Source organism: Nocardia sp. NPDC088792, from assembly GCF_044750615.1.
GTDB lineage: Bacteria > Actinomycetota > Actinomycetes > Mycobacteriales > Mycobacteriaceae > Nocardia.
The window spans coordinates 1,499,218-1,524,794 of sequence record NZ_JBIVKC010000001.1; the positions used below are offsets into that span (position 1 = coordinate 1,499,218).

At 63.1% G+C, this 25,577-nt stretch carries 24 protein-coding genes; 16 read left to right on the forward strand and 8 right to left on the reverse strand.

Going from position 1 to position 25,577, the window contains the following annotated elements; translation table 11 throughout:
* Nucleotides 1–527: 527 nt before the first annotated feature.
* Complete coding sequence (locus ACIP5Y_RS07265; protein ID WP_400348364.1) at nucleotides 528–1,658, reverse strand: hypothetical protein; 1,131 nt, start codon at nucleotides 1,656–1,658, stop codon at nucleotides 528–530.
* 449 nt (nucleotides 1,659–2,107) lie between these two features.
* Between ACIP5Y_RS07265 and ACIP5Y_RS07270 the strand changes: the two genes are divergently transcribed.
* The 13 genes from ACIP5Y_RS07270 (at nucleotide 2,108) to ACIP5Y_RS07330 (ending at nucleotide 15,025) form a co-directional block, all read left to right on the forward strand.
* Nucleotides 2,108–2,377, forward strand: coding sequence for a hypothetical protein (locus tag ACIP5Y_RS07270; RefSeq protein WP_400348366.1), 270 nt, complete (start codon nucleotides 2,108–2,110; stop codon nucleotides 2,375–2,377).
* Nucleotides 2,374–3,063 (forward strand): hypothetical protein, encoded by a 690-nt coding sequence (locus ACIP5Y_RS07275; RefSeq protein WP_400348367.1) that lies wholly within the window; start codon nucleotides 2,374–2,376, stop codon nucleotides 3,061–3,063. Before ACIP5Y_RS07270 ends, ACIP5Y_RS07275 begins: the two co-directional genes overlap by 4 nt.
* Nucleotides 3,064–3,638: 575 nt before the next feature.
* Nucleotides 3,639–4,640 carry an NAD-dependent epimerase/dehydratase family protein gene (locus ACIP5Y_RS07280; protein WP_400348368.1) on the forward strand — a complete coding sequence of 334 codons (1,002 nt, stop codon included), beginning with the start codon at nucleotides 3,639–3,641 and terminating at the stop codon, nucleotides 4,638–4,640.
* Entirely contained in the window at nucleotides 4,640–5,884 is a 1,245-nt protein-coding gene (locus ACIP5Y_RS07285) for a phosphotransferase (RefSeq protein ID WP_400348369.1), read from the forward strand. Before ACIP5Y_RS07280 ends, ACIP5Y_RS07285 begins: the two co-directional genes overlap by 1 nt.
* A 37-nt stretch (nucleotides 5,885–5,921) precedes the next feature.
* A complete protein-coding gene (locus ACIP5Y_RS07290; RefSeq protein ID WP_400348370.1) occupies nucleotides 5,922–6,461 on the forward strand; it encodes a dCTP deaminase domain-containing protein in 540 nt (179 codons plus the stop codon).
* Nucleotides 6,458–6,982, forward strand: a complete 525-nt coding sequence (locus ACIP5Y_RS07295) for a dCTP deaminase domain-containing protein (RefSeq protein ID WP_400348371.1) — start codon at nucleotides 6,458–6,460, stop codon at nucleotides 6,980–6,982. The genes ACIP5Y_RS07290 and ACIP5Y_RS07295 overlap by 4 nt, the downstream gene beginning before the upstream one ends.
* Before the next feature lie 4 nt (nucleotides 6,983–6,986).
* Nucleotides 6,987–8,909: a PEP/pyruvate-binding domain-containing protein gene (locus ACIP5Y_RS07300; RefSeq protein WP_400348372.1), complete on the forward strand. Its 1,923-nt coding sequence runs from the start codon at nucleotides 6,987–6,989 to the stop codon at nucleotides 8,907–8,909.
* Nucleotides 8,909–9,958: a hypothetical protein gene (locus tag ACIP5Y_RS07305; protein ID WP_400348373.1), complete on the forward strand. Its 1,050-nt coding sequence runs from the start codon at nucleotides 8,909–8,911 to the stop codon at nucleotides 9,956–9,958. Before ACIP5Y_RS07300 ends, ACIP5Y_RS07305 begins: the two co-directional genes overlap by 1 nt.
* 75 nt (nucleotides 9,959–10,033) lie before the next feature.
* Complete coding sequence (locus ACIP5Y_RS07310; protein ID WP_400349180.1) at nucleotides 10,034–10,981, forward strand: aldo/keto reductase; 948 nt, start codon at nucleotides 10,034–10,036, stop codon at nucleotides 10,979–10,981.
* Nucleotides 10,982–11,045: 64 nt separating this feature from the next.
* On the forward strand, nucleotides 11,046–12,590 hold the full coding sequence (locus ACIP5Y_RS07315) for a nucleotidyltransferase family protein (protein ID WP_400348374.1): 1,545 nt from the start codon (nucleotides 11,046–11,048) through the stop codon (nucleotides 12,588–12,590).
* Nucleotides 12,591–12,622: 32 nt separating this feature from the next.
* Nucleotides 12,623–13,609, forward strand: coding sequence for an NAD-dependent epimerase/dehydratase family protein (locus ACIP5Y_RS07320; RefSeq protein WP_400348376.1), 987 nt, complete (start codon nucleotides 12,623–12,625; stop codon nucleotides 13,607–13,609).
* Entirely contained in the window at nucleotides 13,606–14,415 is an 810-nt protein-coding gene (locus ACIP5Y_RS07325) for an SDR family oxidoreductase (RefSeq protein WP_400348378.1), read from the forward strand. The genes ACIP5Y_RS07320 and ACIP5Y_RS07325 overlap by 4 nt, the downstream gene beginning before the upstream one ends.
* Nucleotides 14,416–14,443: 28 nt before the next feature.
* Nucleotides 14,444–15,025, forward strand: coding sequence for a histidine phosphatase family protein (locus tag ACIP5Y_RS07330; RefSeq protein ID WP_400348380.1), 582 nt, complete (start codon nucleotides 14,444–14,446; stop codon nucleotides 15,023–15,025).
* Here the strand turns inward: ACIP5Y_RS07330 and ACIP5Y_RS07335 are convergent.
* The gene (locus tag ACIP5Y_RS07335) at nucleotides 15,016–16,002 is read right to left on the reverse strand and encodes a glycosyltransferase family 2 protein (protein WP_400348381.1); all 987 of its coding nucleotides are present in this window, start codon (nucleotides 16,000–16,002) and stop codon (nucleotides 15,016–15,018) included. The two genes, ACIP5Y_RS07330 and ACIP5Y_RS07335, sit on opposite strands and share 10 nt — an antisense overlap.
* Before the next feature lie 209 nt (nucleotides 16,003–16,211).
* On the opposite strand from ACIP5Y_RS07335, the gene ACIP5Y_RS07340 reads away from it, so the two are divergent.
* Nucleotides 16,212–16,889, forward strand: a complete 678-nt coding sequence (locus ACIP5Y_RS07340) for an HAD family hydrolase (protein ID WP_400348383.1) — start codon at nucleotides 16,212–16,214, stop codon at nucleotides 16,887–16,889.
* Nucleotides 16,890–17,454: 565 nt separating this feature from the next.
* Here ACIP5Y_RS07340 and ACIP5Y_RS07345 read toward each other — a convergent pair.
* Together ACIP5Y_RS07345 and ACIP5Y_RS07350 are read right to left on the reverse strand one after the other, a co-directional pair.
* Nucleotides 17,455–17,832 (reverse strand): DUF397 domain-containing protein, encoded by a 378-nt coding sequence (locus ACIP5Y_RS07345; RefSeq protein ID WP_400348385.1) that lies wholly within the window; start codon nucleotides 17,830–17,832, stop codon nucleotides 17,455–17,457.
* Complete coding sequence (locus ACIP5Y_RS07350; RefSeq protein ID WP_400348387.1) at nucleotides 17,829–18,698, reverse strand: helix-turn-helix domain-containing protein; 870 nt, start codon at nucleotides 18,696–18,698, stop codon at nucleotides 17,829–17,831. Before ACIP5Y_RS07350 ends, ACIP5Y_RS07345 begins: the two co-directional genes overlap by 4 nt.
* A gap of 246 nt (nucleotides 18,699–18,944) precedes the next feature.
* On the opposite strand from ACIP5Y_RS07350, the gene ACIP5Y_RS07355 reads away from it, so the two are divergent.
* Both ACIP5Y_RS07355 and ACIP5Y_RS07360 read left to right on the forward strand, forming a co-directional pair.
* Nucleotides 18,945–19,364: a hypothetical protein gene (locus ACIP5Y_RS07355; protein WP_400348389.1), complete on the forward strand. Its 420-nt coding sequence runs from the start codon at nucleotides 18,945–18,947 to the stop codon at nucleotides 19,362–19,364.
* Nucleotides 19,365–19,831: 467 nt separating this feature from the next.
* Complete coding sequence (locus tag ACIP5Y_RS07360; protein ID WP_400348391.1) at nucleotides 19,832–20,134, forward strand: hypothetical protein; 303 nt, start codon at nucleotides 19,832–19,834, stop codon at nucleotides 20,132–20,134.
* 698 nt (nucleotides 20,135–20,832) lie between these two features.
* Here ACIP5Y_RS07360 and ACIP5Y_RS07365 read toward each other — a convergent pair.
* The 4 genes from ACIP5Y_RS07365 to ACIP5Y_RS07380 are packed head-to-tail and all read right to left on the reverse strand — an operon-like array spanning nucleotide 20,833 to nucleotide 25,563.
* Nucleotides 20,833–22,161, reverse strand: coding sequence for a hypothetical protein (locus tag ACIP5Y_RS07365; protein ID WP_400348393.1), 1,329 nt, complete (start codon nucleotides 22,159–22,161; stop codon nucleotides 20,833–20,835).
* 15 nt (nucleotides 22,162–22,176) lie between these two features.
* Nucleotides 22,177–23,769: a hypothetical protein gene (locus ACIP5Y_RS07370; RefSeq protein ID WP_400348395.1), complete on the reverse strand. Its 1,593-nt coding sequence runs from the start codon at nucleotides 23,767–23,769 to the stop codon at nucleotides 22,177–22,179.
* Complete coding sequence (locus ACIP5Y_RS07375) at nucleotides 23,688–25,064, reverse strand: DUF1173 family protein (protein WP_400348396.1); 1,377 nt, start codon at nucleotides 25,062–25,064, stop codon at nucleotides 23,688–23,690. The genes ACIP5Y_RS07370 and ACIP5Y_RS07375 overlap by 82 nt, the downstream gene beginning before the upstream one ends.
* Nucleotides 25,065–25,068: 4 nt before the next feature.
* Nucleotides 25,069–25,563 carry a hypothetical protein gene (locus ACIP5Y_RS07380; RefSeq protein WP_400348398.1) on the reverse strand — a complete coding sequence of 165 codons (495 nt, stop codon included), beginning with the start codon at nucleotides 25,561–25,563 and terminating at the stop codon, nucleotides 25,069–25,071.
* Nucleotides 25,564–25,577: the final 14 nt, after the last annotated feature.

Genomic DNA, 25,577 nt, shown 5'->3' on the forward strand with positions numbered 1-25,577 from the left:
GTAACCGCCTCGGGGGACCGAGGCGCAAGGGCGAGCGGTATCAACGATCCAGCACCATGTCGCCGAATCCGAATCCGGTTGCACTATTCGGATTCCGGCTTCCTCAAGGGTTGGAGATTCCCATGCCCGTTCCTCTCGTCGCATCCTGCCGTGACACCACCCCTTCCGCCGCTGGCCGCGATATGGTCGCGGCCGAAGCAGCAGCTGCTGCCATCCTGGAATCGCCGAGCGTCACGTTGGCCAGCGAATCGGCCCGGCAGACACCCGCCCGAATGGCACGCGCCTGCGCCGAGTTGTTCGCCCCCTTCGATTTCGACCTGACCATGTTCGACAACGACGAGAACTACCCGCAGCTGGTGCTGACATGTGGCATCGGGTTCTCACGACGACGGCGACCGGTTATCCGAGACCCACGATATCGCGATTACCTGCTGGCAAAAGGCCGCGTGATGAAGGCGCCGCTATGGGTGGTCGGATGCATCCGACCACCCACAGAGAACCTTGCTACGACGCGAACTGCATCGTCGCTAGGCCGCGAGAAAAGCACGCGTCCGGTCGGCGAAGTCCGTGACCAATGGGTGGGCGCCAAACGCGGTCATACGTTGCCGCACATCGCGAACCGCTTCGATGGACCGCGACGATTTCACCTTCTGAGAGAGCTCCAGAGTTCGTACTCCGGCGGTGTGAGCAGCTTCCAGGTCCCGGTTCTGCATGTGCGTGACAGCAAGGGCTGCTTGCGACAGCGCACCGCGCCGCGCCCGGTTCTGCCAGCGCGCGTAGGCGATCGACCGGCGGGCATGCGGTTCAGCGTCGGCTGGCTGGCCGAGATCCCGGAACGCATTCGCCCACTCACCGCAGATGTATGCCTCATCGATGAACCGAGCCCACTCGGGCTCGCGGTCGGGATCAATCCCAGCAAATGCCCGCTCGGCTTCGTTGATTGCGTGCGCGGTCGCTCGCCTGTCGCCCACTGCAGCAAGGGCCCGCGCCTCGAGCGTCCACAGATCCGCAAGGCAGGCAGAGGAATTCACGCGGGCGAGGCCCTGACGGCCTGCCTGCGCAAGGCGGCGGCCCTCCTCAGGGTGGCCGAGCAGCGTGGCCTGGTCTGCCATCCCAGCGAGCACGTGGGCCCCGAGGGCGGGGTCGCGGGACTCCTCAGCCAGCCGGAGAGCCTGGATCAGGTATCGCTGGGCGGTGCCGTGCTCACCATTGTCAAAGGCCATCCACCCGAGCAGGTACGTCTGCTCGGCAGCCGCACCGGACAGGGCGTGGTGGACCTCCTCGGTATGAGTGCGGCGCAGCAGTGGGAAGACGTGTTCATTCATATAGGCGGCCAGCACCAGCCTCCCACTGCCACCGCCCTGGAAAACATCCATCTGCTGGAAGGTACCGAACATGTTCTTGACCGCCGCAACGTCCTCAAGGCGGACCTTACGGCCTGCGCCGGGGATCTGATCGAGGGTGTTGAGCAGCCAGTCGCGCGACGGCTCGACGACTGCTGCCAGGGCGAATGGTGCGGCGGTGAGGAATCTACGGCGATCCACGTCGGCCCTTCCCAGATCAGTTACTGCTTCTATCGTCCGTGTCCACGATGGGCTGTAGGTGAGTGCTCGGTCAACCGTAGGCGAATCACCGAAACCGAGATCGTAGGTCGTCACACGGTAACCGAACCGGGACGAAAACAAGTCGGCGAGGATCGCAGGGACCGGATGGCGGGGTGTTTCCCCTTCCTCCAGCCAGCGGCGGACTCGCGAAGTATCCGGCCGTATCTGGGGTTCACCCCACTCCATTGCGGTGGCGCACACTCTGCGCGCCAATTCCTTTCGGCTCCAACCCGAACGGGTCAGCCAGTCCGACAGCTGCATGTTGGGAGATTCCACCGCACCATCCGCCCAGATCGCTGGTCGTGGCCGAATTCGCCACCTTTCGCCACCCCCAAGGAACTTACTCTCCGCAGCTCATAGCTTCCACACTCAAAACAACGCTGGCAGGGGCCGGGCGGGTCTCCTACCCAACAAAAGGGGCAATTATGAGGGACAGGCCGATCGCGGTCGGATACCACCGAATAGACATCAGCGGGGCGCAGCAGCGATGGGATGAGGCCCGAATGCGCAGCCTCGCCAGCCGATTGGGCTACGAGCTCCGTGCTTTTGTCGAGGCCGATGCGGACACTCCGGAGCCGATCCAGCAGCTCACGCAGACAGTCAGAGAACACCGCGCCGACGCTGTCATCGCACCGGGGCCTGAACATTTCGTCGCTGCCGAACACCTTGCGGTGGTGGTGCAGCTGGTGGACGTGCTCACCGTCGATCCCGAAGAAACCTTCGCCCGCTGGGCAACCGGCGCACTGCCTATTCTGATCGAAGGTGGGCAATGATCGTCTCGGCGTCCCGCCCTCAGCGCCCCAGAGCCATCGGGTACATCCGAGGAGACCTCTCAGGCACAGACCTTGGACGTCATGCCGACAAAATCCGGCTCCGTGCACGCGGATTGGACTTTGAGCTGGTGTACATCGTGAGGATCTGGCCCACCTCGGTACCTCATCCGCTGCGGCATGTAATCCGGATCGCCCGCGATCTGGACGTGGCCGCGATCATCGTTCCCGACCTGGATCACGTCGATTGCCGACCGGCGCCCGTGTGCGACATATGCGCCCTGGTCACGGTGTACCCGGAGGAAATCTGGGCGCGGGCACAATCCGTATACGTCCAGAGCGAAGATCTTCCTCGTCGCGAATCGGAGATGTCGGAGTCGCTACTCGATGCGTTCACCCACTCCTTGCCGGACGAACACGCCAGCCCATGGCATCCGCTGGATATTTCGAATGCACATCGGATCATGCAGGCGCACAAGCTTTGCCAGACAATGCGCTGCCCCCGCAAAGCGGCGGCACTTGCGGTTTTGATCGATGCCGGGAAGTTCGTGCCAGCCACGCTCAGTCCCCGTGAGCGGGCAGCACGCCGCGGCATGCATGTCGAGGTGGCCGGCCTCGACGCCGAGCTATCCGACGACGCCGAAATACCAACGCTACTGCGAGTCTTGGCGGGCCTGCGGCAGGCGTAAGCACTTGTGCTCGGCCGAGGAGCGGCCGATCCCACTGGAGGAGGGCAATGGCCAATGACGAAACAGATATCGGGTGACAGCGGTTGCGGAGGTGCATGGCAGAGATCCGACCCTGTATATGCCGGGTGTCGCCCCTGCTGCGCAGATGCCAAAAGGCGTGAAGAGCGCGGCAAATCTCCCACGCCCGCAACCGATTACCTTCAGGGCAAGCGGTGGGTGCGTGGCGGTTATGCGTGACCTGCGGCCGGGTTATTTGGATCCGGCGACCTTGACACACATGGTTTCCAATATCGGTGACTGCTACGCCGACCCGGGCGTGTTGACCTACGGGCAGGTCCTGACTGCCCGTTTTCTGCACTCGCACTGCTCCTCTGCCTGTTTGGTCAGTGCACGGATCAATGGGCAGCTATCGCAAGGTCCCTTGAACAACAATGATATTCGCTGATGACATCGGGGAATAAGTGCTGCGGTGGTGAGCTCTGCGCCGTTTCCTACCGTGCAGGCCCCGCTCAGTTCAGTGTGTTCCGGCTTGAAACAAAAAGTACACCAACCTGTTTAGAGAGGAAGGGTCCGTCGTGGCCAAAATCATCCTCACCGGGGGCATGGGGTTCATCGGAAGCCATCTCATCGGTCGGATCAGAGATCAGGGCGATGAGGTTACTGTGCTCGACCTTGTCGACCGAGATGAACGACCAAGGGTTGCAAGGATTCTCCAGGCCGCTGACTGCGAGTACCTTACTGCCGACGTGCGAGACGCGCGGGCGGTAGCCGCTGCGTGCGACGGCGTGGATGTGGTGTTTCACCTGGCGTCGCACGTCGGGATCTCGCACTACTTGGAGAATGCCGAAGACGTTGCCGATGTAATCTTCAACGGAACACGGACCGTCGCGCGCGCGGCCCTCAAACGTGATGTGCCGATGGTGTTCGTCAGCACGAGCGAGGTGTTCGGCCGTAATCCGAGCGTGCCGTGGTCGGAGACAGCTGACTGCATGATGGGGGATGCCAGCCGCCCTCGCTGGGTGTACGCGACGGCCAAGCTGCTCGCCGAACAGCTACTGTTCGACCTTGGTCGCCGATGTGGGATGCGGTTCACCACACTGCGGCTGTTCAATGTCTACGGACCCGGTCAAGACAGCAGCTTTTTCATCACCCGAACCTTGTGGCGTCTTGCCCATGGATACCGGCCGGTGGTGTTCGATGGCGGACACCAGCAGCGCTGTTTTACCTATGTCGGTGATGCGGTGGATGCGTTACTCCGCGCTGCCAATACACCAGCGGCGAATCAGCAGGCGTTCAACATCGGCAGCGCAACCCCGATCACAGTGCTGGACGCCATCGGCGTTCTCGGCGAACGAGTAGGCGTGGACCAATCGCAGCAGTCCTACATCCACCGAAGCTCGACGGATCTGTTCGGCGCGAATTACGACGAGCCGGTGGTGCGGATCCCGGATATCTCCAAGGCCCGCCACATCCTCGGATGGGAACCGGCCACGCCGCTGAACCACGGCGTGGACGCCATCTTGAATTGGGTGCACCGCAATGGCTGGTGGACCCACGATGAAGCGGACCTGGCCTGATGGCCCTGTTGATCCATGGCGGAAGCCCAGGCCGCGACGAGCGGCTGTTGGCACTGTTCATCGAGCCTCTGCGATCGCTGGATGAACTACTCGACCGGTTGCCAATCGCCGACCACACCACGCTCATGGGCGGCGGATCTAACGCCAGAGTGTACGAATTTAACTACGCCGCAACAACATACGTAGTTAAGTTCGTCCGTGCCGGCACCGCACTGGTCGACGGCCACGACGCAACAACCCTGAGCCGCAAGGCAGATCAAATCGCCTGGATCCACCAGTATTGTCCTCGGCTGGCTGGCCGCATCGCGGCCCCCATCCTGGTGTACCGCGGAGATGACGGTTGCGCGCTGGTTATGCATCACGAGGCCGGTTACCCACTCATACAGCTGCTGAAAGATGCGAACAGCCCCGCCGAGTTCTTCGATGTGCTGGCGCCCATCCTTACCGACTTGATCGAACACGGATATTCGACCTCAACCATCTCGGCCGCCTCGGGCTCCTTCGCAAGGATGCATCCGGATCGTATCGAGCGACGCCTGAAGGTCATCCGCGACAACCTCGATCGAAGGTTGCTCGATGGTGCCGTGCGCATCAACGGCCGATCCTGTCCCGGTCTCGAAGACGTACTGGCAGATCTCCGTGCACGCCCCGCCCTGTTGGCTGCGCTCGACCCACCTGTGCTGCATTTCCCGGTTCACGGCGATCTCAATGCGGGCAACCTGTTCCGCCGCGAAAACACCGGCAAGGGCGGCTACTTCATGCTCGATCCTCGCGGAATTGTCGAGCATTGGGACGCGATGTACGACATGGGCAAACTTCTGTTCTCCCTGGCAGGGTTACACGCCGGCATGCACTCGGGCTTCGCCGTACAACGCTGCACCGCAGGGATCGAGGTCAAGGTGCGGTCGGGGCAGACGCACGTGTTCGAGTCCGCCGCTGACCGGTTCCCCGAATTCCTTGCCAGCCTGCCTGCATTCGGGCGCCTGATCGAAGGAGACCCGCATTGGCTGCTGCGACTGCACATGACCACCGCTATGCACATGCTCGCCGAGGTCGCCTGCCGATTCTCCGACACCAAACCCCGGACCACTCCAGCCAACCGTGGCCATGCCGCCCAAGCCGAACTAGCCACCGGCCTCTACGCGATGGGTGTCCTCAGCGCCGAGCACCTGCTTCGACTCGACGACGCTCGACTGCTCAGCGGAACGCTGACACGACCGAACTGGCAGGAACCGGGTCCATGAGCGCGACCGAGAATTACGACCACCAGCGGGAGTGCAGATGATCCTCACCGGCCCACAGATCCACGTAGAGGTAGCGCGGGGGCGTGTAGTAATCGACCCGTTCACGCCTGCACACATCGAACCGAACAGCTACGGATTCCGGTTGGGCACGACCATCCTGACCTACACCGACACGGAGTTGGATGCCTGTCGCCCACCGACGGTCTGCGCCACCGAGATTCCCTCCGGCGGCATGGTGCTCGATCCCGGTCGGCTGTATCTCGGCGAATCCGCGGAGGTGCTTGGCAGCCCGATCTACGCAGCTACCCTGCACGCCAACCGGTCCACAGCCTCGATGGGAATGTGGATCCAGTTCAGCGCCGACCTCGGACACACCGGCGCGATCATCCCGTGGACCCTGGAGATTCGGGTCGCGCAGCCGGTGCGGATCTGGCCCGGCATGCCGATCGGAAAGATCGCCTTCTGGGTCACGTTGGGGCAGCGGTCGGCCTACTGCGGTCGCTATGCCCGATCGACCGGAGTTCGTCCGTCCAGCTTGTCCTCCGACTTCCACCTCTCCCGCCAGGACTTGTCATGATTCTTACCGGCCCACAGATCTGCTCCGCCCGCGAGCGAGGGCAAATCGTCATCGAGCCTTTCGACCCGGACGCGGTCAACCCGAACAGCTACAACTTCCGGCTCGCGAACACCCTGCATGTCTACCGATGCGAGGTCTTCGATCCGCGGGTCGAGCCCGACGTCGACGAAATCACAATGCCCGATGACGGCTACGTACTCGAGGCCAACCAGTTGTATTTGGCGGCAAGCCTGGAAGTCATGGGCGGCGACTACTTCGTGCCGACGTTCACCGCGCGGTCCTCGGTAGCTCGGGCCGGGTTGTTCATCAATCTCTCGGCGACCCTGGGCGATATCGGATACCTGGGACAGTGGACCCTGCAATTGTTTGCCGCACAACGCATTCGGATCCTTCCTGGGATGAAGATCGGCCAGATCAGCTGGTGGCAGCCGGTTGGAGAGATCGACCTGTACGCGGGAAAATACCAGTACAGCCACGGACCTTCGGCGACACGGATCTATCGTGACTTCGCCACGGTGTAGCCCCGTGCTCACGGCCACGCAATGCCTCGCTGATCCCCAGGCCGGCGGGAAGGGCCGCCGCCTCGCCCAAGCCGCCGAGGTGACAACGGTGCCGCCGTTCGTCGTAGTGCCGTCGGACTGGCTCGCCACCGTGCTGGCCGACCGCGCGCTCGCCCTCGAACATGCGTGGCATCTCCTCTGTCACCGTGGTGCGGCTGGTCTGCCGGAAGCCGTCGAACAGATCGCCACTGTCCTGGGCGACATCGGCCTGACCGACGCGATGCGGCGGGACCTGAACACCGCGATCGAAGAGGAATTGGCGGGCACGCTGAGGTTTGCGGTGCGATCCTCGGCGAGCACGGAAGATTCCGGTTCAGGCACCGAGGCGGGCGTGTATGAATCGCTGCTCGACCTTGCGCCGGAGTCGGTGGCCGAGGCCGTGGTGTGCTGCTGGCGATCGTATTACAGCGATCGCGCGCTGGCGCAGCGGCTGGCCCGTCGGCAACCGTGGCGGCCACCGGAGATGGCTGTGGTGGTGCAACAGATGATCACCGCGGAGTCGGGGGGCGTGGCGTTTAGTCGCGGCCGTAGCACCGTCCTCGTCGAGAGTGTCGACGGTTCGGCTGCATCGCTGGTCGGTGGGTACGCCGTCCCCCTGCGCACCGCGGTCGCGGTGCCAGGACGGATCCATCCCGCTCAGCCGTGGCAGGGCCAGCTCGTGAACGCGGTCGGACGGCTGCGTCAGCACGCGTCCTGCGAAGTCGATGTCGAATGGGCTTGGGACGGTGTGCTTTTGCACGTCGTGCAGGTGCGGCCGGTCACCGCGGCGCCGGGTCAAGCGGCTGGCCCATTCTCCGCAGCTCAGGAACCGGTGGTACGCACCAAGGGCGTCTACAGCGACGAGGAAACCCCCGGGTTCACCGACCTCGGCGCGGTCGAGCGGATCTACGACCACTACCGGCGCAAGCGCAAAGTGTTGCAGGATACTGCGGCGCGGCAGCTTTGTGCTGCGGGGATCGCAGTGGCCGTGCAGTTCAACGATCTCGGCATACGATCGGCGGCCTGGGCTCAGCTGCTGGAACGGTTTCCCGGGCAGGTGGTCGTGGACGTGAGCGACGAGATCCGCCAAATCATCGTCGACATCACAGATCTCACCGCAACACTGCAGGAACTGCACTCGACCGACGCCGATCCCACGGCGGTGCACACCGTCGTGGTCCGCGAATTCATCACAGGCACTGCCGGAGCGCTGTCACGCGTGCGCGAGGGCGTGCTGCATGTCGAATACAGCACCGCCGGATTGCTGGCTATCAACCGCGGCCTCGTGCCGACCACGCACCTGTGCATCGACTCGACCGGTACAGTCGCCGGGATCGTCCCAGACGACTGGCATCCCGCCACACTGTTTCGAATACGTTCTCTCACAGAGATATTCACGCAGACATGCCCCGACACTGTGATCGAGTGGACGGTTGTCGACGGTCACCCGCATGCCATCGACTACTCACGGGTGCATAACGAGGTTGAACTGTGGCTGCCCGGTCAGCGAGTCGGTGTGCTCAGCCGTGGGACGTGTACCGGGCCGGCCGTAGTGGTGGGTGACGAGCTGACCGGCATCCTGGAAAGGGCCAGCGTCGCACCGATTGTTTCGGTGGCAGCACCCCTACCGGTGAACGCGCAGCGCTATATCGCCGACCTGCACGCGAAAATCCTTGCGGCCCCGGCACCGCCGGTCGTGGTAGTCGACCATCCGTACGCCATCCTGGCGGTTCTCATCGGCACGGTCGCCGGGTTCGTGTTTCGCACCGAAGCCTCGCTGTTGTGCCACTTGATGATCCTGCTGCGTGAGCACGCTGTGCCAGCCGTGGCCGCACCTGGTGTGCAAATTGCCGATGGCTACATGGTGACCCTGCGTCCCGACGGAACACTGCACATGGAAGGAATGTGATGATCACTGCTGCGAACACGGCTCCCCGCATCGCCCTGGTGGGGTTCACCGGAGTGGGGAAGACCACCCTCGCCAAAGCCATCGCCGATCTGCTGCGGGATCAGGGTGTGAACAGCGTGGTGCTGAAACTGGCTGCGCCACTGTATGAATTGCAGCGCTCTTACTACGACCTAGCTGGTCTCGAGGTCGGTGAGGATGCACAGGATCAGCAACTGTTGCATCGCATCGCCACCGATCTGCGGCGTGTTTCGCCGACGTCATTCGTCGACCGGTTCCGTGCCGCTTTGCGCGGCGTTCCGGACGGGACCGCGGTCATCAACGACGATCTGCGTGACGCTGACGTCGATGCCCCCGGGCTACGAGAGGCCGGGTTCACGTTGGTTCGGGTGAGCTGTGCGGAGCCAGTGCGGGCGACAAGGTTGGCCGGCCGCGGCGATCTCTCACGAATCGACGAGCGCGAGATATTTGGACCGGCGATGGCCGCGATGAGCTTCGATTACGAGATCGACACCTTGTCAGCCGATCCCAGAGCCTGCGCCCGTCAGGTGCTCGAAGCCGTCGGCGCGGGCGTACGTGCGCCGATCAAAGCGTCTGCGGCGCTGCGGGCGGCGTCGACGGGGTTTGCTGGTGCCCGCGACACCACTCATGTCTGGGGCGAATACGTCCAGACGCCACTGGATTCGGCGACCTTGCTGCGGGAGATCCTGGTCTATCCAGGCGGCCGGACTTCGATTCACCGGCACAAACTTGCTTCCGAACTGAACATCATCGCCGGAGGCGCGGTGCGGCTGTTCATCGGTGATGATCCGAGTGATCTCGCCGAGTCCGTGCGCAGCCCCGGCGACCTGATCCACGTCCCGGCTGGGGCGTACCACGCCGTTGCGTTCGAACAGGGTGAATCTTCTGAGCAGCCGTGCGCACGATTCTTCGAGGTCGTCTACAGCTACGACTCTGCCGATGACATCGAAAGAATCGACTCCGCGCTCCCCGGTGCCAGGCCCTGCGACTCTACGCGCGGATATAGCGGATGGATCGCCGAGTCGGCCTGACATCTGAGACCCCCGCACGGTGGAAAGGGAAGGACACCAGTGCAATTCCGATTTCTAGGGCACACCGGCGTACGAGTGTCGGCGGTCTGTCTGGGCACAGTGAATTTCGGGTGGAGTGCGGATCGAGACACCTGCTGGTCAGTGCTCGACCGATTCCGTGCCGCCGGCGGCAACCTCGTCGACACCGCCGACGTCTATACCCGCCAAGGCGCGGGCATCGGCACCGCCGAAACAGTGGTCGGCCAGTGGATGTCTGCCCGCGGCAACCGTGATGACCTCGTGGTTGCGACGAAGGTCGGTGGCCGCATGTTCGCCGAGCCCACCTCCGGAGGGCTGAACCGACGCCACGTGCTTCGCGCGGTCGAGGCCAGTCTGCGACGGCTGGGGACCGATTACATCGACCTGTATCAGGCGCACTGGGCCGATACACACACCCCGATCGAGGACACCCTGGCCGTGATGGAGGACCTGATCACCTGCGGCAAGGTGCGCTACTTCGGTGTCTCGAACTTCTCACCGTGGCGACTGACCGAAGCCATCCACCTCGGCAGACACCATGGCCGCGATGTGGTGGCAACCTATCAGGCCCCCTACAGTCTGCTGCAACGAGAAGAGTTCGAACGCTGGTACTCGCCGCTGGCCGAATCCTACCGTCTCGGTGTGCTCGCGTTCAGCCCACTGGAGGCCGGCCTGCTGACCGGCAAATACCAGCGCGGACAACCGATACCCGAGAACACGATTCGCCGCGCTCACCTCGAACCGCTGCTGACGGAACGGAACTTCGTCATCCTCGACACCGTGCGCGAGATCGCGCACGAGCTCGGGTGCAGCGCCACCGAGATATCTCTGGCCTGGCTATTGGCCGCTCGCCCGGCCGTCATTGCTGTAGCCAGCGCCAACAGTGTGGACCAGCTCGATCAGATCCTCGCATCCACCGCGTTGGCCCTCGATCAGGTCCAGCTGCAACACCTCGATCACGTATCCGGGTGGCCGAAGCCTGACCGGTGGGAGCCGGGCTGGTAGCTCCGACCGCCCCGGCCAGATCCGGCGGTGCTTCAACGACAAACAGAAGGGACAGCGGCCCGCGATGATGCAATCAGAGGCGGACACCCAGCAACGATTCCGGCGCGAATTCCTGTGGAGATTCAGCAAATACGTCCTCGACGAGTCCGACTTCATCTGGGCCGAGCGTCACACCGCCGAGTTGCGGCGATTCGCCGTGGAACCGACGTTCCCGGTGCTGCGCTATGTGTGGAATCACCTGTCTGCCAACGTCATACAACTCGAAGAACGAATGCCCGACCTGGCGCCGATCGCGGCGGCGATCGGCCAGCACTGCGAGATCCACCGGGCCACATGGCACAAGACGATCGGGGCGCAAGATGAATTGTTCGCCGCGTTCGCCCAAGCCCGACTATGGCCGCTGGCGATCAAAGGCGCCGCAGCGCGGGCGGTCACCTCGGCGCCTCAGGCAATGACCGACCTCGATGTCCTCGCCCGGGACCTGGACCAGGCGTGGCAGGTCATCGAGATTGCCGAACAGCTCGGCTACCCACTGCGCAAAATCAAGTTGCGACACCTACCCGACAACGTGCCCGGTGAAGTGCGCTACCACGGCTACGCCAACCTCTATCGCTGCGAGGGCTCGGCCGATTTCACCCAGGCGCACTGGGATATGGGCCACGTGCGCACTCTCGACCTGCACATCGGCCGGTTCTACGGCCCCGGCGAAGGCGTGCTGATCACCGACCTGTGGCAACGCGCCACCCGCCGGACCGTCGGCGGCGAACCGGTGCTCACGCCGTCGATCGAGGACATGGTGGTGATCGAAATGCTGCACCTCGTGCGCCACGGCACCTTGTCCATGGGCACCCTAAACCGGGTATGCCAGCTACTCACCGAACATGACCTTGACCTGGCTTACCTCAATGGCCAGATCAAGGCCAACAGTTTGGTGGCGATGGCCCATGCCACGCTCCGCGCGATCAGCGACACCTTCCCCCATGCCACGACCGCGGCACGACACCTCGGCAGCCACCTTCCATCCCCGCCGCCTTCCTTGCGCTGGGCCGTGGAAGCGGTCTCGCGTATGCGCCGTGTCGAACGGTACGGCGCGGGTTCGCCGGCGTCGGTGGCGTTGCAGGCCGCCTACGTGTACACGACGACGCGCGATCAGATCGGCCGAGTTCTGCCCGTCGACTCCGGAGTCGTCGGTTTTGCTCGTATGTTCCGCAACCGGCGCATCTATCCGCGCGCGCACCGGCGCTGGGACGATCGGCGAATCGGCTGGCCCTCGCCAAAACGCACCGCCGTGATGATGACCCGGCTCGACTGCGTTCGCTGGAGACCTCCCCACCCTCAACTCGAAACGCCGACGCCATCACGCCGCTGGGTAGGTGCCACGACGCTGCTCATCGACGAAGATCAGCCGACACACACGATGCTGACACCGATCGGCGCCTTCACCAGCAGCCGATACGACGGCGCGATCACGCCGGACGAGAAGAACGCCTGTCTGCAACGCGCCCATCAAGTACGCACCGACGTTCACGTCCCCTCGGACCCGACCGGCCCGCACGACACCCGACCGGCGGAGGAAAACCACTGCGGCACAACGAAAGAAGGACAATGACCATCACCCCTGGCACCCTGCCGAAGAATATCATGATCACCGGCGGCTGCGGCTACATCGGATCCGCGCTGGTGCCGCATCTGCTGCGCCAGCCTGGCGTCGACAAGATCGTCATTGTCGACAACCTGTCCAAAGGTCGCCTGGAATCGGTGTCCTACCTGTTCGACCGATACCCCGATCGACTGCACTTCGTCCGCACCGACATCCGCCGCCCCGACCAGATCACCGCCGCGGTCGAACTACACGGAGTCCCTGACGCGATCGTGCACCTGGCGGCCACGATCGATGCTGCCACGTCCCTGGACGAGGACAAGCGAATCCTGTGTGAGCAGGTCAACTACGAAGCCACCGTGGCGCTGGCCGAACGCGCCGTCGAATGGGGGGTCGCCACGCTGGTCGCACACTCCTCAACGAGCGTGTACGGCCACGGCGGCACTGAGGTTCTAGACGAAGAATCCCCCTGCAATCCGGTTACGCCGTACGGCAAGACCAAACACGCCAGCGAACAGATTTTGGGCCTGAGCGGTGCGAACACGAACGTTGTAGTGTACCGCCCCGCATCGGTATTCGGGTGGGCACCGGGCTACCGCTACGAAGTGGCCATCAACCTGCTCGCGCTCTACGCGCACGTCGGTGTCCCTCTGACTGTGTACCGAACCGCCGAAGCCGAGAACCGCCCGTATCTGGCGATCGAGGACTGCGTGCAAAGCCTCGAGATGGCGCTGCGCTCGCCAGGCCGGCTGGCAGGCAAGGTGTGGAACACGGTTTCATTCAATGCCACCCTCGGTCAGATCCTGTCGGTGATTCGCGAGCTCTACCCGACAGCGGCCTACCGATACACCGACGCGGAGCTGGTCAACCAGATCAGCTTCACAGTCGCCGGTGAACGCCTGTATCAGCAGGGGTTCAAACCCTCTGGTGACCTGCGTATGGCCCTGTCCGGAGTCAAGGACCGGATGAACCAGATCGCCGGACTGAACGCCGACTGGTTCGAGTCGCAGGAGCGGGTAAGCCGGTGAGAATCCTCCTGCTCGGCGCGTCAGGTCTGCTCGGCGGGGTGCTCTACCAGCAGCTAAGCCGACATCACGAGGTCGTCGGGACCACCACCCGCCACATCACCGGGTTACACCGGCTCGACCTCACCGACCCCACCGCGATTGAACATGCCTGTGCAGGCACGTTCAACCTGGTCGTGCACTGCGCAGGGATCGTCGATCTGCACCGCGCAGAGCAGGAGCCCGCCCTGACCGAGCGTGTGCACGTGAGGGCCACTGAAGAACTGGTCGCCACCACTGCGACGAAGATCGTCTATTTCTCTACCGACAACGTCTTTTCGGGCCGGGCGCCACGCTACATCGAATCCGACCTCACCGGGCCTGTGAGCGTCTATGGACGCACGAAGCTCGCTGCCGAGCGAATAATTCTGCGGCGCAAGGACAATCTCGTCATCCGGGTCCCACTCCTGTTCGGGTTCAGCCCATGGTCGACGAAGTTCATCGACCGTTTTCGTGCAGCATCCACCCCCGCGGTGATCGATGTCGTGACCAACCCGCTCTATCTACCCGATATCGCCGAGCACCTCACGCGTCTGTGGTCGATGTCCGGCATCGTCCATGTCGGTGGCGCCACTGCTATGTCGCGATTCGAATTCATGAACGCCATCCGCGCTGGCCTGCACCTACCTACCGACATCGTGGCGATCCGCAACAGCGACATCGACCCCACCGGGCTGCGACCACCGCGGTTAGTCCTCGAAAGTGCCCGGCACCCACTCGTCGGCCGCCCTGTCACCGAGGCAATCGAGGATATGAGGAACCATGTCTGAGTCACCACCGATCTCAACGGTTGTTCTGGTGCGGCACGCGCTATCGGTCATCCCCGTACCCGATGGGCCAGACAACTATCACCGGCCACTGGCCGCCGAAGGCATGCGCCAAGCTGACCGACTCGTCGACGACCTGATCAGGTTCGCACCGGCGAAAATTGTCTCGAGCCCTTACCTTCGCGCGGTCCAAACGGTCGAACCGCTGAGTCGCGCCCTGGGAAGTCCGGTCAAACCGATGCCCGCGCTGCGCGAGTGGGATTCCGGGTTGCCGCGCACACCGCAATGGGAGCGCTATTACGGCGACAGCTGGGACGATCCGACCCACGTCTACGGTGACGGGGAAAGCTTGGCGCAGCTGACCAGCCGCTCCACCAGCGCAGTGACCGAGTTGGCGCGCGAGCACCCGACAACCGCGGTGATTGTCGGCAGCCACGGTATGTTCATCTCCCGGGCGCTGTTGGGACTGGGGGCGCCAGGCGTGAGCTGGCAGTTCAGCTGCGCGATGCCGATGCCCGCGATCTACCGGCTCGATTTCTTCGAAAGCAAGCTTCGAGTGCGAGGTCCGGGCCTGGAATCGGTCTGGACCGCGCATCGCTGGGACTACCCTTGATCGGCTTGTTTTCGCTGCTCAAGAGCGACACCTGCAAGCGATACGCCAGCGCGTACAGCAAGAAAGATCGCCACCACCGGGGTGAGGATGATCCAAGGCTTGCCCTGGTGGCGGCACCGGAAGAACCGCAGCGCGCTCTTGTGGTGGTTGATCACCTTGCGATACGGGGCGCTCTTGGTCGATCCCCCGACCTTGTGCATGATCGTGGCGGCCGGATCGAATACGATCCGCCAGCCGTTGCGGTGCAGGCGCAGGCAGAAGTCGGTTTCCTCGAAGTACATGAAGTACCCCGCGTCGAAGCCCCCGACCCTGTCGAACGCCTCCCGGCGGATCATCATGCACGAGCCGGACACCCAATCGACGTCCTGGGCCACAGTGCGATCCAGGCCATCCATCAAGTACAGCCGTGTCGCTGGGTTCGATGGCCAGATCCGGGCCAAGAGTGCGTGCAGCACGCCTACCAGCAGCGACGGGAACCGTCGGCCCGTCGGGTAAGGCTCCCCGCCGGGTTGCCGGATGTTCGGCCCGACCGCGCCGATCTGGGGATCGGCCTTGAGGCGGTCGACCAGCTGTGCGATCGAATTCTCCTCAAGCTCGGTATCAGGGTTGAGCAACAGCAGCCAACTGCCCTTCGCCCGAGCGGCACCTTGGTTGATCGCCGTAGACAATCCCGGATTGTCCGGGTTCGCGATCACGGTCGCACCGAAGCCCTGGGCGATCTCGACGCTGTTGTCACGAGACGCGTTGTCGACGATCACGGTCTCGAGTTCGTAGGCGCCAGCGGCACTCTTGAGGGAGGACAAGCATTCGGGCAGGTCATCGGCGCTTTGGTAGGTGACGAGCACCACCGAGACAAGGTCGTCGGTCGATGCGGTCTGGCCGGACTCCGGCATGCTGTATTTCCCCGTTTCGCGTCGGCTGGCGTTTTCGTCGTGATGGCCACGGCGAAGGCCGTTCAAGCTGCTGGTCGGCAGCACACTATATCGAAGCGTGAGCCCGATCGCAGCCGAGCGCAGCACATGACTGCCCGATATACTGCACCTTCGGAGTGTACCGATACAAGCGCTCGAAACATACTGCTGTGTAACACATTTCGGCAAAAGATCATCGAGAGCTCCTGATTGTGGCTAATCACGATCGAGCAAGTTCCAGTAAGGTTGGTGCCGGAGTGCATCACGCTGCGGTCTTGGACATGTTCGGCACTCTCGTCACCTTCGAATCCCGAGGCCGCTCGTGGCGTGCTGTGCTCGCCAACCATGGCATTGCCCTCGACGATCGCATCGCGGCCCGATATGTCAGTCAGGCTGCGGACGGCCTCGACCACACCGCCCATTCCAGAACGCGGGAAACCTATACAGAGTGGGAGAAAGACCGTATTGCCCAGATGATTCGGGCACACAGCGTCCACGGCGATATTGGGACGCTGGTCGATGAGGTTCACAGCGAGTGGTCTACCTGGAAGATGAGGCCCTACCCGGAAGTAGCCAGCGTGCTGGCTAAACTACGCCAGCGCGGTATCGCGACCGTGGTTTGCACAAATTGGACGTGGGACGCGGAGAAAGCCCTCGCACAGGCCGGCCTGCTCGAGCTTGTGGATGGGGTGGTGGTGTCCGCACGAGTCGGTGCCCGTAAACCCCACCCCAGGATGTTTGACACGGCGCTGGCCACATCGGGCACAGCAGCCGACGCCACCGTATTCGTCGGCGACGATTGGACCGCGGACGTCCTCGGTAGTCTCACGGCGGGTATGCGCGCACTCCACATAGACCGCCAGCGAACCGCACCGGAGCCGCTGCACAGGCAGGCGAGAAGGTCCAGCGATCTATGGTGCCTGCCAACTCTGATCGATGAACTTCCATGGTGATCCACTCATCCGATATCATCTCCACTGCGATCAGGGGAAATCTGTTGTGCCGGTTGACAGGTTGGGCAGACAGCGTTGTCAGCGCGCGGAACGTCGATACACCCTCTATCAGGACGTCTGAATCGAACGAAATCTCCAGAATCAGGCGCGGAGAACCCATTCGATCAATACACTGACCGCTCTCTCCTTCATGCGGTACGTAGGAATGTCCCCCAAACGAGGTGTGTCACCTCGTGTCGCGATGAAGGGGAGTATATGGCGAGAAAACGTCGCCGGCGGGATCGGAAGTCTTTGGCGATCATTCAGGTGACCGCCAAGGTCTCCGTGAGTAGTCGATGCGTGCCGGCAACGAGCCTCTCAGTGCCAGTTGTAATTCAGGCGCTTATCCACGTCCGGTGATGTGGTCCTATTGATCCCCTGACTACGTGGGGTCATGCCGTTGCCGCGACATGACTCCCATCGTGTCCCGAAGTCCATATGGATACCTTTAGATACATCGGGGCTCTGAATCATACACACCTGGTTGGACTTTGTCCCTAAGTAGGCGTGAAGTTCGCGCGGTCGATCAATTGCCCGCTGTTGAGATATCAACCGGTCGGCTCGGTCTGTTCCTGTGACCGAAGTCGAATTCTCCGTCTGTCGCCCCGGCGACAAAGGCCGTCCATTCAATCTGGTTGAACCGCAATCGAACAGCAGCCGAGGAGACGATCGTGTCGGCAGCGTCGTAGGTCACGACGACGGCGCCGTTTGGGCTCGGGCTTTCTTCCACGACTTCGCGAATAAATTTCGACCATTGCCGGGAAGTAAAGGTTATGGTCCCGTGATCGTGGTGTTTCGCGTGCCTGATGAAGATGGTCGACGGAGTTGGGGCGACGTCGACGCAGCCTTCACCGTTCCCGCTGTAGCTGGAGGTCCGCCATGGAAGGCGGTCTGCGGTGCTCATCGAGTGCTCCTACGTCCCAGTGCTTCCAGCCGACGCTCGATCGCGCCAACCGAGTCGGCCTCGGACAGCGCGGCAGCGCACATCCGGTCGATCGCCATTTTATACAGCTCGACCTGTTCCTCCTCCTGGACGTATAGAGCACCAGCCGGGTACTCGATGTATCCGATGCTCCGGGCGGACTCGAAGTTCAGGACGATGAAGTCGCCGTCGAGACCGTCGTGTACGGCAACGTCGACGGGCATGATGTGGAGCTCGATGTTCGGGAGCTCGGCCAACTGCAGCAGATGCTCGTACTGGGGCTTCATGACCTGCGGTCCGCCAGCGATACGGTCGAGGACGTACTCCTCCATCACGACTCGCATCTTCAGGGCATGGTCACCAGTAAGGCGCTGGCGCGCCATCCGTGCACGGACAACCTGAGGCGCGTCAGCGGGGGCGACCCGCAGATGCCCCTCCAGCAGCGCCGCCGCGTATTCTGCTGTCTGCATCTGCCCCGGTAGGTGCAGGGACGTATAGCAGTACTGACTTTCAGCCAGCCCTTCCAGGCCGACGAAGGTCTTGAACCAGTTCGGGAACACCGGGCCGAAAGGTGCCCACCACGTGGCCTGGTCCGCCTGCCCCGCGAGGGCCGAGACTCGCTCGATGTGAGTGCGATCGGCACCGTACGCCTCGAGCAGGACGGCGACCTCGGTGGATTGCTGTGTCGACTTGCCGGTCTCGAGATAATTGATCTTCGTTGGGGTGCAGTCGATCTTCTCGCCGGCCTGCTTCTGTGACATTCGTGCGCGTTCGCGAGCGTCCTTGAGTTCCCGGCCGATCAGGAACCGGAGCGCATTGGGGTCGGATCGCCTACCCGTCTCAGTCACTCAGTCCTCCATGTTTACGGCAGTCGTCAGCACCATAGCGCGCTGACCGGCGTCAATCGCCACATGCATTGCTGCCTGTAAATTTACACGCTAATCTGGGTGCACGATTATGATGGACATTACACAGACTGCCGTTTAGCTGAGTCAGGCCGACCTCAACGCCCCGGGACGCAGAGGCCGCAGGTCCCCAAGCCAAATGGCACATGAGCCGAGGCAGGACCCCCGCTTCGAGGGAGCTGAGCAGCAATGGCCGCGCACACATCAACGAAAGAGCAAGACAGCGGCTGGCTTCGGACCGACGAACGTCGGCCGGACCTGGCTGGCGGCCAACACCAGGAAACGTCGCGAGTGTGGTTGCCCCTCGCGTATGGGTACCTGCGCGCGGATCTGTTGGGCAACCTCACCCTGGATATTGGGGAACGCATCCTCGCCGCGTCTGCGTGCAAGCTGGGCTGCGAATTGGCGGCGGTCTTTCTGGAGTCGGATCCTCTCTCCGAAACCGTCCCACCGGCATTTCTCGATCTCCTCGAGGAATGCCGCAGGTCCGGAGCTCACTTGGTACTCACCGGCTGCGGGCACATGTCCGGGATGGTGGTGCCTCATTCCTGTCTGCTCAATGTGTTGGCTCTACGTGCCGACGTGCACGTTTGCGAGGTCGCGCTGTGACCGCTGAGAGGAACACTCGGCACTGGCAGGCATACGGGTTTGTTCGCCGTGACCGCTCGGGTATACGCACCAGCGAGCACGTGGATCAAATCCGCGGACTCGCGTGTCGACTCGAGCTGGATCTGCGCGGCGTCCTGGTTACAGCCACTGACAGGGAGTTCGCTCTGCTGCTGGCCACCTTCGCCGCCTCCGGCATCACATGTTTGCTGGTCCCGCATGTCGTGCACCTGACGGGGTGGATGGATGCGCTGCGCTGCGACACCGATGTCTGGTCGCTCAGTCCACTCGGATGCTGGCCCCGTCAGGGACCAACGCGCGCGAAGCTATTCCTTCCCGGCTTGAACGGTCGGAAATGAGTATCGCAGCTGCCCGGCCCATCGAATGCATCCAACTGGCCCAGCGGTGGGTACTCGAACTGCTTGGCCCGTTGTCCACGCGCCGCATGAGCTCATCCTGCGGATTTCCCTTTGTCCGATAACAAGTTTCATCTGATGAGGAGGTCTACCCCGATGTCTGTACTTGTACTGTTCTTGGTTGGTGTCGGTGTTGGTTGCCTGGCGATGTGGCTGCTCCGGATCTTGCACACCGACCCCGATGAGCCGGACCGCGTCCCGCGTGAAGGCGATCCGGATTATTACTACGCCAAGAACATCGAAGCCCGTATCGCTGAGGAGAATCCTCGCGCCGGCCGCCACCGCTACCGTGCACATCGCTCATCCATCAACACGCGGGCGGCAGGAAACTGGCCGACCACCGCCTCGGCGTTCTGAGGAGGTGCGCGATGTCGGCGAGGATCAAAAGCTCTCGCGCTGATCTCGGTGGCGCTGATCTGACGGTCGAGCAGCGTTGTGTGGTATATCGACGGCAGTTCGCGTTGGACGTGCTATATCGGATTCTTCGGCGGCCTTGCAATTGTCGTGGTCGGTCTTCCGGCATCCGATCGTGCCGATTCTCGCTCCTCGAGCATTTGCCCTACCGACTCCTGGTGACAGCCTGCGCAGCTGGTTGCACCTCACGGACGGCCCCGCTCGACCGCCGATCGTCACGGTGGTGGCCGCGCTCCGAGAGTCGGCAACCCAACTCAGTTCCTGACTGCTACGGCAGACGGCGGAGGTGTGCTCGCGAAACACCCTCTGCCAGGCCGAGCCGCTGGGCATAACCCTTCACCGCGCCCTGCTACGTGACGGGCACTACGTACCTCCGGCGGTTGGCGGATCCTCCCGGCAGCCGAAGCTACATTTTCCGTAGCCTACGCACGACTTCGTCCGTGTTCGTTACAGCTCTGCTGAGCTCGAAAGGCATTCATGATGGTCAGCTAGCTCTGGATCGTCCACCGCCCCATCGCATTCAACGATGTCAAATCGCAGAGGCTTGAATTTCAAGGCTCGAATTCTGGTCGACTTGTCGATCCACCTTCGTGTGGATCGTTGCGTCGCAGTCCGCCGATCCTATTGTGCGAGAGAATTTTTTAGCGTCGAACCACACGTGTCCGTGCCGCTGGGGCTGGTTGGCGAGCCATGGCCCGCCGGCGCACTTGCGCCACGGTCCTGGCCTTTTCGCGGGCACTCTCGACCAGCTTTCGCCGGTGCTCTAGCGACGGGGCGCTGTTGTCGGATTTTGCCGTTACACCACTCGGTTCAGCTGGCGCCGTCACTTGTCTCGTTCGGGATTCTTGGTTCGCGGTCCGCCGCTGCTCCTTATCCGGTGCGCGCTGTGGTCCGGCCTCTTCTCTAGAAGTGCTGCCGCCGAGCTGCTCGCTGTACCGGTTGTGGACGGCTTCGATATCTCCTGCTTGGAAGCCTGCGCGCTGGTAGTGCGGGTCGCAGTCGAAGCACAGTTTTCCCGAGTTCTTGCCTGCTCCTGCCCGTTTGGGGGCCAGTTGACGGTACTCTTCGCAGTTTTCACACCACCCGTTCAGGCTGGTTGCTTCGACACTCCGAGTGACCTTCTCCCGTTGCGGTTCTGGGGTGGTGTGGTCTTTGACCCATGCGCTGATGATGGGTCGTTCCTTGGGGTGCGCGTAGCGCCATTCCTGTCGGAATATGCCGCGGTTGTTGGTCTGGAAGTGTTCGGCGAGGAACTCAAGTCGGCCGTGGACCTGGTCGGTGAGCGTGTGGCCGAGTGCGAGTTCAGGAAGGCCGGTCCGGCCGTGGCTGCGGCATTCGCCGCACAGGCCGTCGTCGCCGTGTCCGGCGTGCACGCGTTCGGTGTGGTGGTCGATGGCGGCACGTTCCAGTCGGCACGACACGCACAGTGTCGTGTGGGCCTCCGTGAGGGCATCGGTGTCGTAGTCGTGGCGATCGACTATCAGTTCGGCGCGCTCCACCCCCGGGTCTTCGCGTTCGCCTCTGGTGAGGGCTTTCTCGTAGTCGTCGATGATCTTCGTGTGGGGGGTGTGGTGGCGTCTGTCCGGTGCGATGCGCTTGTCCGGGTCGATCTCCCGACGCACCTTGTCGGCGCGGGGAACGATCGGGCCGTTGTCGCTATGTGCTGGTGTGGGCTCTGGAATGTATTGATGTTCTCCAGATTTCGGGACGCAGGCTTCGATGAGGGGCCGGAATTGTTCGTTGTCGCGCCAGAGCTTGCGCAGTTTGGTGACCGCGACGGGGTGGGTCTTGAAGCGCAGGGTGTTGGCGATCTCGACGATCATGGCCCATGTCGCGTCGTCGGTGCGGTTCTCTAATTGGCGTAGTTGTTGTTTGGCTGCGCGCAGGTCCTTGGCTTCGACCAGGGAACGGATAGTGCGAACAGCGCTGGCCTCGGCGCTATCGCGAGGTGCTGGGGTGGGGTTGGTCATGGTGGCTCCCCGCGCTCACAGCCGTCGCCGGTGTGTTCGTCCTGCTGATTTCGGCGGCTGCCTGCGCTTCGTGCGAGGTTCTTTAGCCGGTTGCGCTGGTGATATAGGTTTTTCGCCGTCAGGAGTGTCGGTCAGGGTGATCCGGTTGGCGTCGCGGCTGATTGCGCTACGGGCTTGTCGCTGACTGGTCACGGCAGGCGGCTGGTGGCGGCTCAAGGTGTAGGGGCGGCCGGAGCGGATGGCGTCGCGCAGCTCGTTCACGGTAGTGACATTGTCGGCGAGCGCGGTCAGGTCGCGTTCGAAGTCGTGCAGCTGGGCGACGACCGCGGCGGGGATGGTCACGGCATCCGGTGAGGGTTGCGTGCCGTCTACGACCACGCATGTTGTTGCTGTGTACAGTAATTCGTCGCAGGAGCGATACCGGGCCGGTGGTGTGTCGTGGATGACCGTTCGGCCGTCTTCGCCGGTATGCGCGCGTTGGATGTACCACTGTTCGCCGTCGAATCCGGCAACGGTCAGCTGGCCAGTGTAGGTGGGATCGGTGTAGCTGAGCGCGAGGCCACTGCGGGCGACGGAGTCGAGCAGCTGCTGGGCTTCCTCGACCGCTTCGTCGAGCCAGGTGCTCGCGCGCGGCGGCGTGAACCAATCGATATCGGACCGCCGGACGTCGCGGCGGATCTCGGCCAGGCGCGCCTCGACAATGTCGGGCTGCTCCTCACCGGATTCCACACTGCGGTGAGTGTGATTCAGCCCGGCTCGGTTGGCGTAGTCGACGATGTCGGTGTGGAGGTCGTCAGCGCGCAGGTAGTGCTCGAATCGGCGGCCGACCGCCCAGGGGTTGGCGTGGTCGATCAGGGTGTCGCGGTAGGCGTCGCAGAGTACGTCGTAGCGCAGGTCGTCGAGCCAGGAGTGCGCGGCGGGGTCGGCGGGAATCGCTGCGGCGCCGAGTAATCCGTCGAGTCGGCGCAAACGGTCGACCAATTCACCGGCAGTCAGATCGGTGCCGGTCATGAGCGGTCGTGCTGCGGCGCCACTGAGGGGGTCAGGTCCGGTGATGGTCACATCGACGCGGGTGCCGGGGGCAGTGGCTGAGGCGTGGTCGCAGAGCCATCGGCGTGCGGTCGACCAGCTCGGCAGCGATTCCCAGTGCGTGGTGTTGTCGGCGCGGTAGCTGGTCAGGTATCCGTAGACGAGGTCGATATGGTCCGGGGCGGCCGGGCCGGCTCCGAGGCCGAGGTAGGTGCGTTGTTCCTCGACCAATTCGCCGGCCAGCAGCAGGTTTCGGACCTGGATTGGAGCGGCCAGATCGGTGGTACCGGCACGTTCGTAGTCGCAGGCGATCCGATCGAGCAGCTGTTGCATGCGGTCGGGATTGTGTTCCCACTGTTGTGCCGCGGTCATCAGGTGGTCCCAGTGGGTTTTCCAGGGGATGGGTGCGTCGGCCCAGCGGGCGGTGATGGCGTTGGCCTCGCTGGTGAGTTGTTGCAGTTCGGTTTCGGAGACGACCGCCCAGCTCTGGAGCCCGATCATCCGGTAGTGGCGGCGGAAGTCCTCCCGCAGGGTGGATTCGTCGAATTGGCTTGCGGGGGTGTGCTGTTGATCGGCCATGGCGTCTCCTTGGTAGCTGGGTTGGGTCTCTCCTCGGTGTTGTTGTGTGAGTTCAGAGTTCGAGCGGCTGGGGTTTGGCCGAGTCGTCGGGCCTTGGGTGGCGGGATGCTCGGCATGGCGTCAACCGAGGTGTTCCAGATCCATTGCTGCAGTGGCAGGTCTGGATCAGGTGGTAGTGGCGCTCCGGTGGTGGTGGCTGTGGTGAGGTAGCAGGCGGTGGGCGGGTCGGTGTCGGTGAGGACCAGCGAAGCTAAGGGGCTGGTGGCGGGTTGGTTGTAGCGCAGGGATTTGGTGAATCGGCGGCCGTGTCCGATCAATCTGCGGATCAGGGTGTGTTCGAAAACCGATTCGAAGGGAATCCATTCGGCGCTCACGCTCATCACGGCAATGCAGTCCGCGATCGCGACCCCGGCAGGTGTGACGGCGAAGGTGAACAGAGCGATCAGCTTGGAATCCGAAATGGATTGCCGTAGCGCGAGTTCGGTGGCGAACGCATGATGCAGGTGCGTGAGGGTTGCAGGCTCGAGGATGAATGGGCAGTCGGGGGCGTGTTTGATGAGCAGTTTGTGGTGCCCGAAGCGGGCAGGGGCAATGTCTTTGACCTCGCCGAGGGCCAACATGAGCCTGCGCTTTGCGCCGGCACCGTGCAGTGGAGAGAACGCCACGGTGCGGCGTGCGGCGATATCTTCCTTCTTCGCAAGGGCGAATGGTTCGGGTAGCCATAGGAGTTCGGATAGCTCGCGTGATTTAGTGGTTTTCGACTGTGCAGCCAGCAGGATGTGTCGGCGGATCGCGGGCCAGCTGCGCCGGCCCGACATGGCGGGTACCCAGCGCACGAATTCGGCGTCGTCCCACAGGAAGTGCAACAAGGAACGCAGCGTCAGCTTCGTGCTGTCTGCCTGGGTGGTCCCGACGTCCGAATCGACGTCGCAGGCTTCCCGGGTCGGTGGTGTCGGGTTACGTGTGAGGGGAAAGCCGAGGGCGAGCCGGGTCAGTCCGGTGCTGGGTTGTTCACGGATCGCGGTTCCCAGCAGTGGCGCCAGGCCGGTCAGTTCGGCGGGTGGGGTGTAGGACGAGCAGGACGGGGTGTGGTGAGGTCCGGTGCCGGGCATGCGTTTGAGCACGTAACGTCCGCCGATGCGGGCGACGTACATGTCGACTCCGCCGGTTTCGCTTGCGCTGCACAAGCATCGGGGCCGTCGCTGCGGGCTGCGGTGCACTGTGGCCAGCAGCGGCTGCAGATAGTCGTCACCGATGCGAGTCCGGTCGATGAGCTGATCGTCGATCGCATACATCGCCCTATCCCTCCCCGTCCGGGCCTACGTCGAATGGCGTTGTGTGAGCCGCGATCTCGACGGTGAGGTATTCCTCGACACCGGCATGCACGGGCTGTGGATGGTTCTCGTACCGGCAGTGGTGGGGTCGGCAGGCGGAGAAGTCGCTGATGCGGGTGAGGCGTTCGATCACCGGCCACAGCCATTGGGTGTGCCAGGCGGTCAGGTCCTCGCGCGGCAGCTCGATGCTGTCGGGTCCACACCAATAGGCCGCAGTGTGGGCAGCCATCAGGGCGGTGAGTTCTTCGACGATGGCTTCGTGGCGGTACCAGCACGCCGGGATGCGAGAACCTAGCTGGTATCGGTGGCGTAACCAGTTCACCCAGTCGAGCAGCTCCTCCCACAACCGCGCGGCTTCGTGCCGGTCGATCTCGCGCCAGCAGTAGCGGCACGGCTGCAGCCGCAGAGCGACTGGACCGTCAGGCTGCGGGTCCTGCTGTGTCAGTGGATTATTCGTCATGCTTGCCTCCTTTC

Excerpts from the sequence above, each read along its gene's own strand:
- ACIP5Y_RS07270 (WP_400348366.1), top strand. The coding sequence starts at position 2,108 with ATGCGCAGCCTCGCCAGCCGATTGGGCTACGAGCTCCGTGCTTTTGTC.
- ACIP5Y_RS07275 (WP_400348367.1), top strand. The coding sequence starts at position 2,374 with ATGATCGTCTCGGCGTCCCGCCCTCAGCGCCCCAGAGCCATCGGGTAC.
- ACIP5Y_RS07285 (WP_400348369.1), top strand. The coding sequence starts at position 4,640 with ATGGCCCTGTTGATCCATGGCGGAAGCCCAGGCCGCGACGAGCGGCTG.
- ACIP5Y_RS07290 (WP_400348370.1), top strand. The coding sequence starts at position 5,922 with ATGATCCTCACCGGCCCACAGATCCACGTAGAGGTAGCGCGGGGGCGT.
- ACIP5Y_RS07295 (WP_400348371.1), top strand. The coding sequence starts at position 6,458 with ATGATTCTTACCGGCCCACAGATCTGCTCCGCCCGCGAGCGAGGGCAA.
- ACIP5Y_RS07305 (WP_400348373.1), top strand. The coding sequence starts at position 8,909 with ATGATCACTGCTGCGAACACGGCTCCCCGCATCGCCCTGGTGGGGTTC.
- ACIP5Y_RS07315 (WP_400348374.1), top strand. The coding sequence starts at position 11,046 with ATGATGCAATCAGAGGCGGACACCCAGCAACGATTCCGGCGCGAATTC.
- ACIP5Y_RS07320 (WP_400348376.1), top strand. The coding sequence starts at position 12,623 with ATGATCACCGGCGGCTGCGGCTACATCGGATCCGCGCTGGTGCCGCAT.
- ACIP5Y_RS07345 (WP_400348385.1), bottom strand. The coding sequence starts at position 17,832 with ATGAGCACCGCAGACCGCCTTCCATGGCGGACCTCCAGCTACAGCGGG.
- ACIP5Y_RS07355 (WP_400348389.1), top strand. The coding sequence starts at position 18,945 with ATGGCCGCGCACACATCAACGAAAGAGCAAGACAGCGGCTGGCTTCGG.
- ACIP5Y_RS07365 (WP_400348393.1), bottom strand. The coding sequence starts at position 22,161 with ATGACCAACCCCACCCCAGCACCTCGCGATAGCGCCGAGGCCAGCGCT.
- ACIP5Y_RS07370 (WP_400348395.1), bottom strand. The coding sequence starts at position 23,769 with ATGGCCGATCAACAGCACACCCCCGCAAGCCAATTCGACGAATCCACC.
- ACIP5Y_RS07375 (WP_400348396.1), bottom strand. The coding sequence starts at position 25,064 with ATGTATGCGATCGACGATCAGCTCATCGACCGGACTCGCATCGGTGAC.
- ACIP5Y_RS07380 (WP_400348398.1), bottom strand. The coding sequence starts at position 25,563 with ATGACGAATAATCCACTGACACAGCAGGACCCGCAGCCTGACGGTCCA.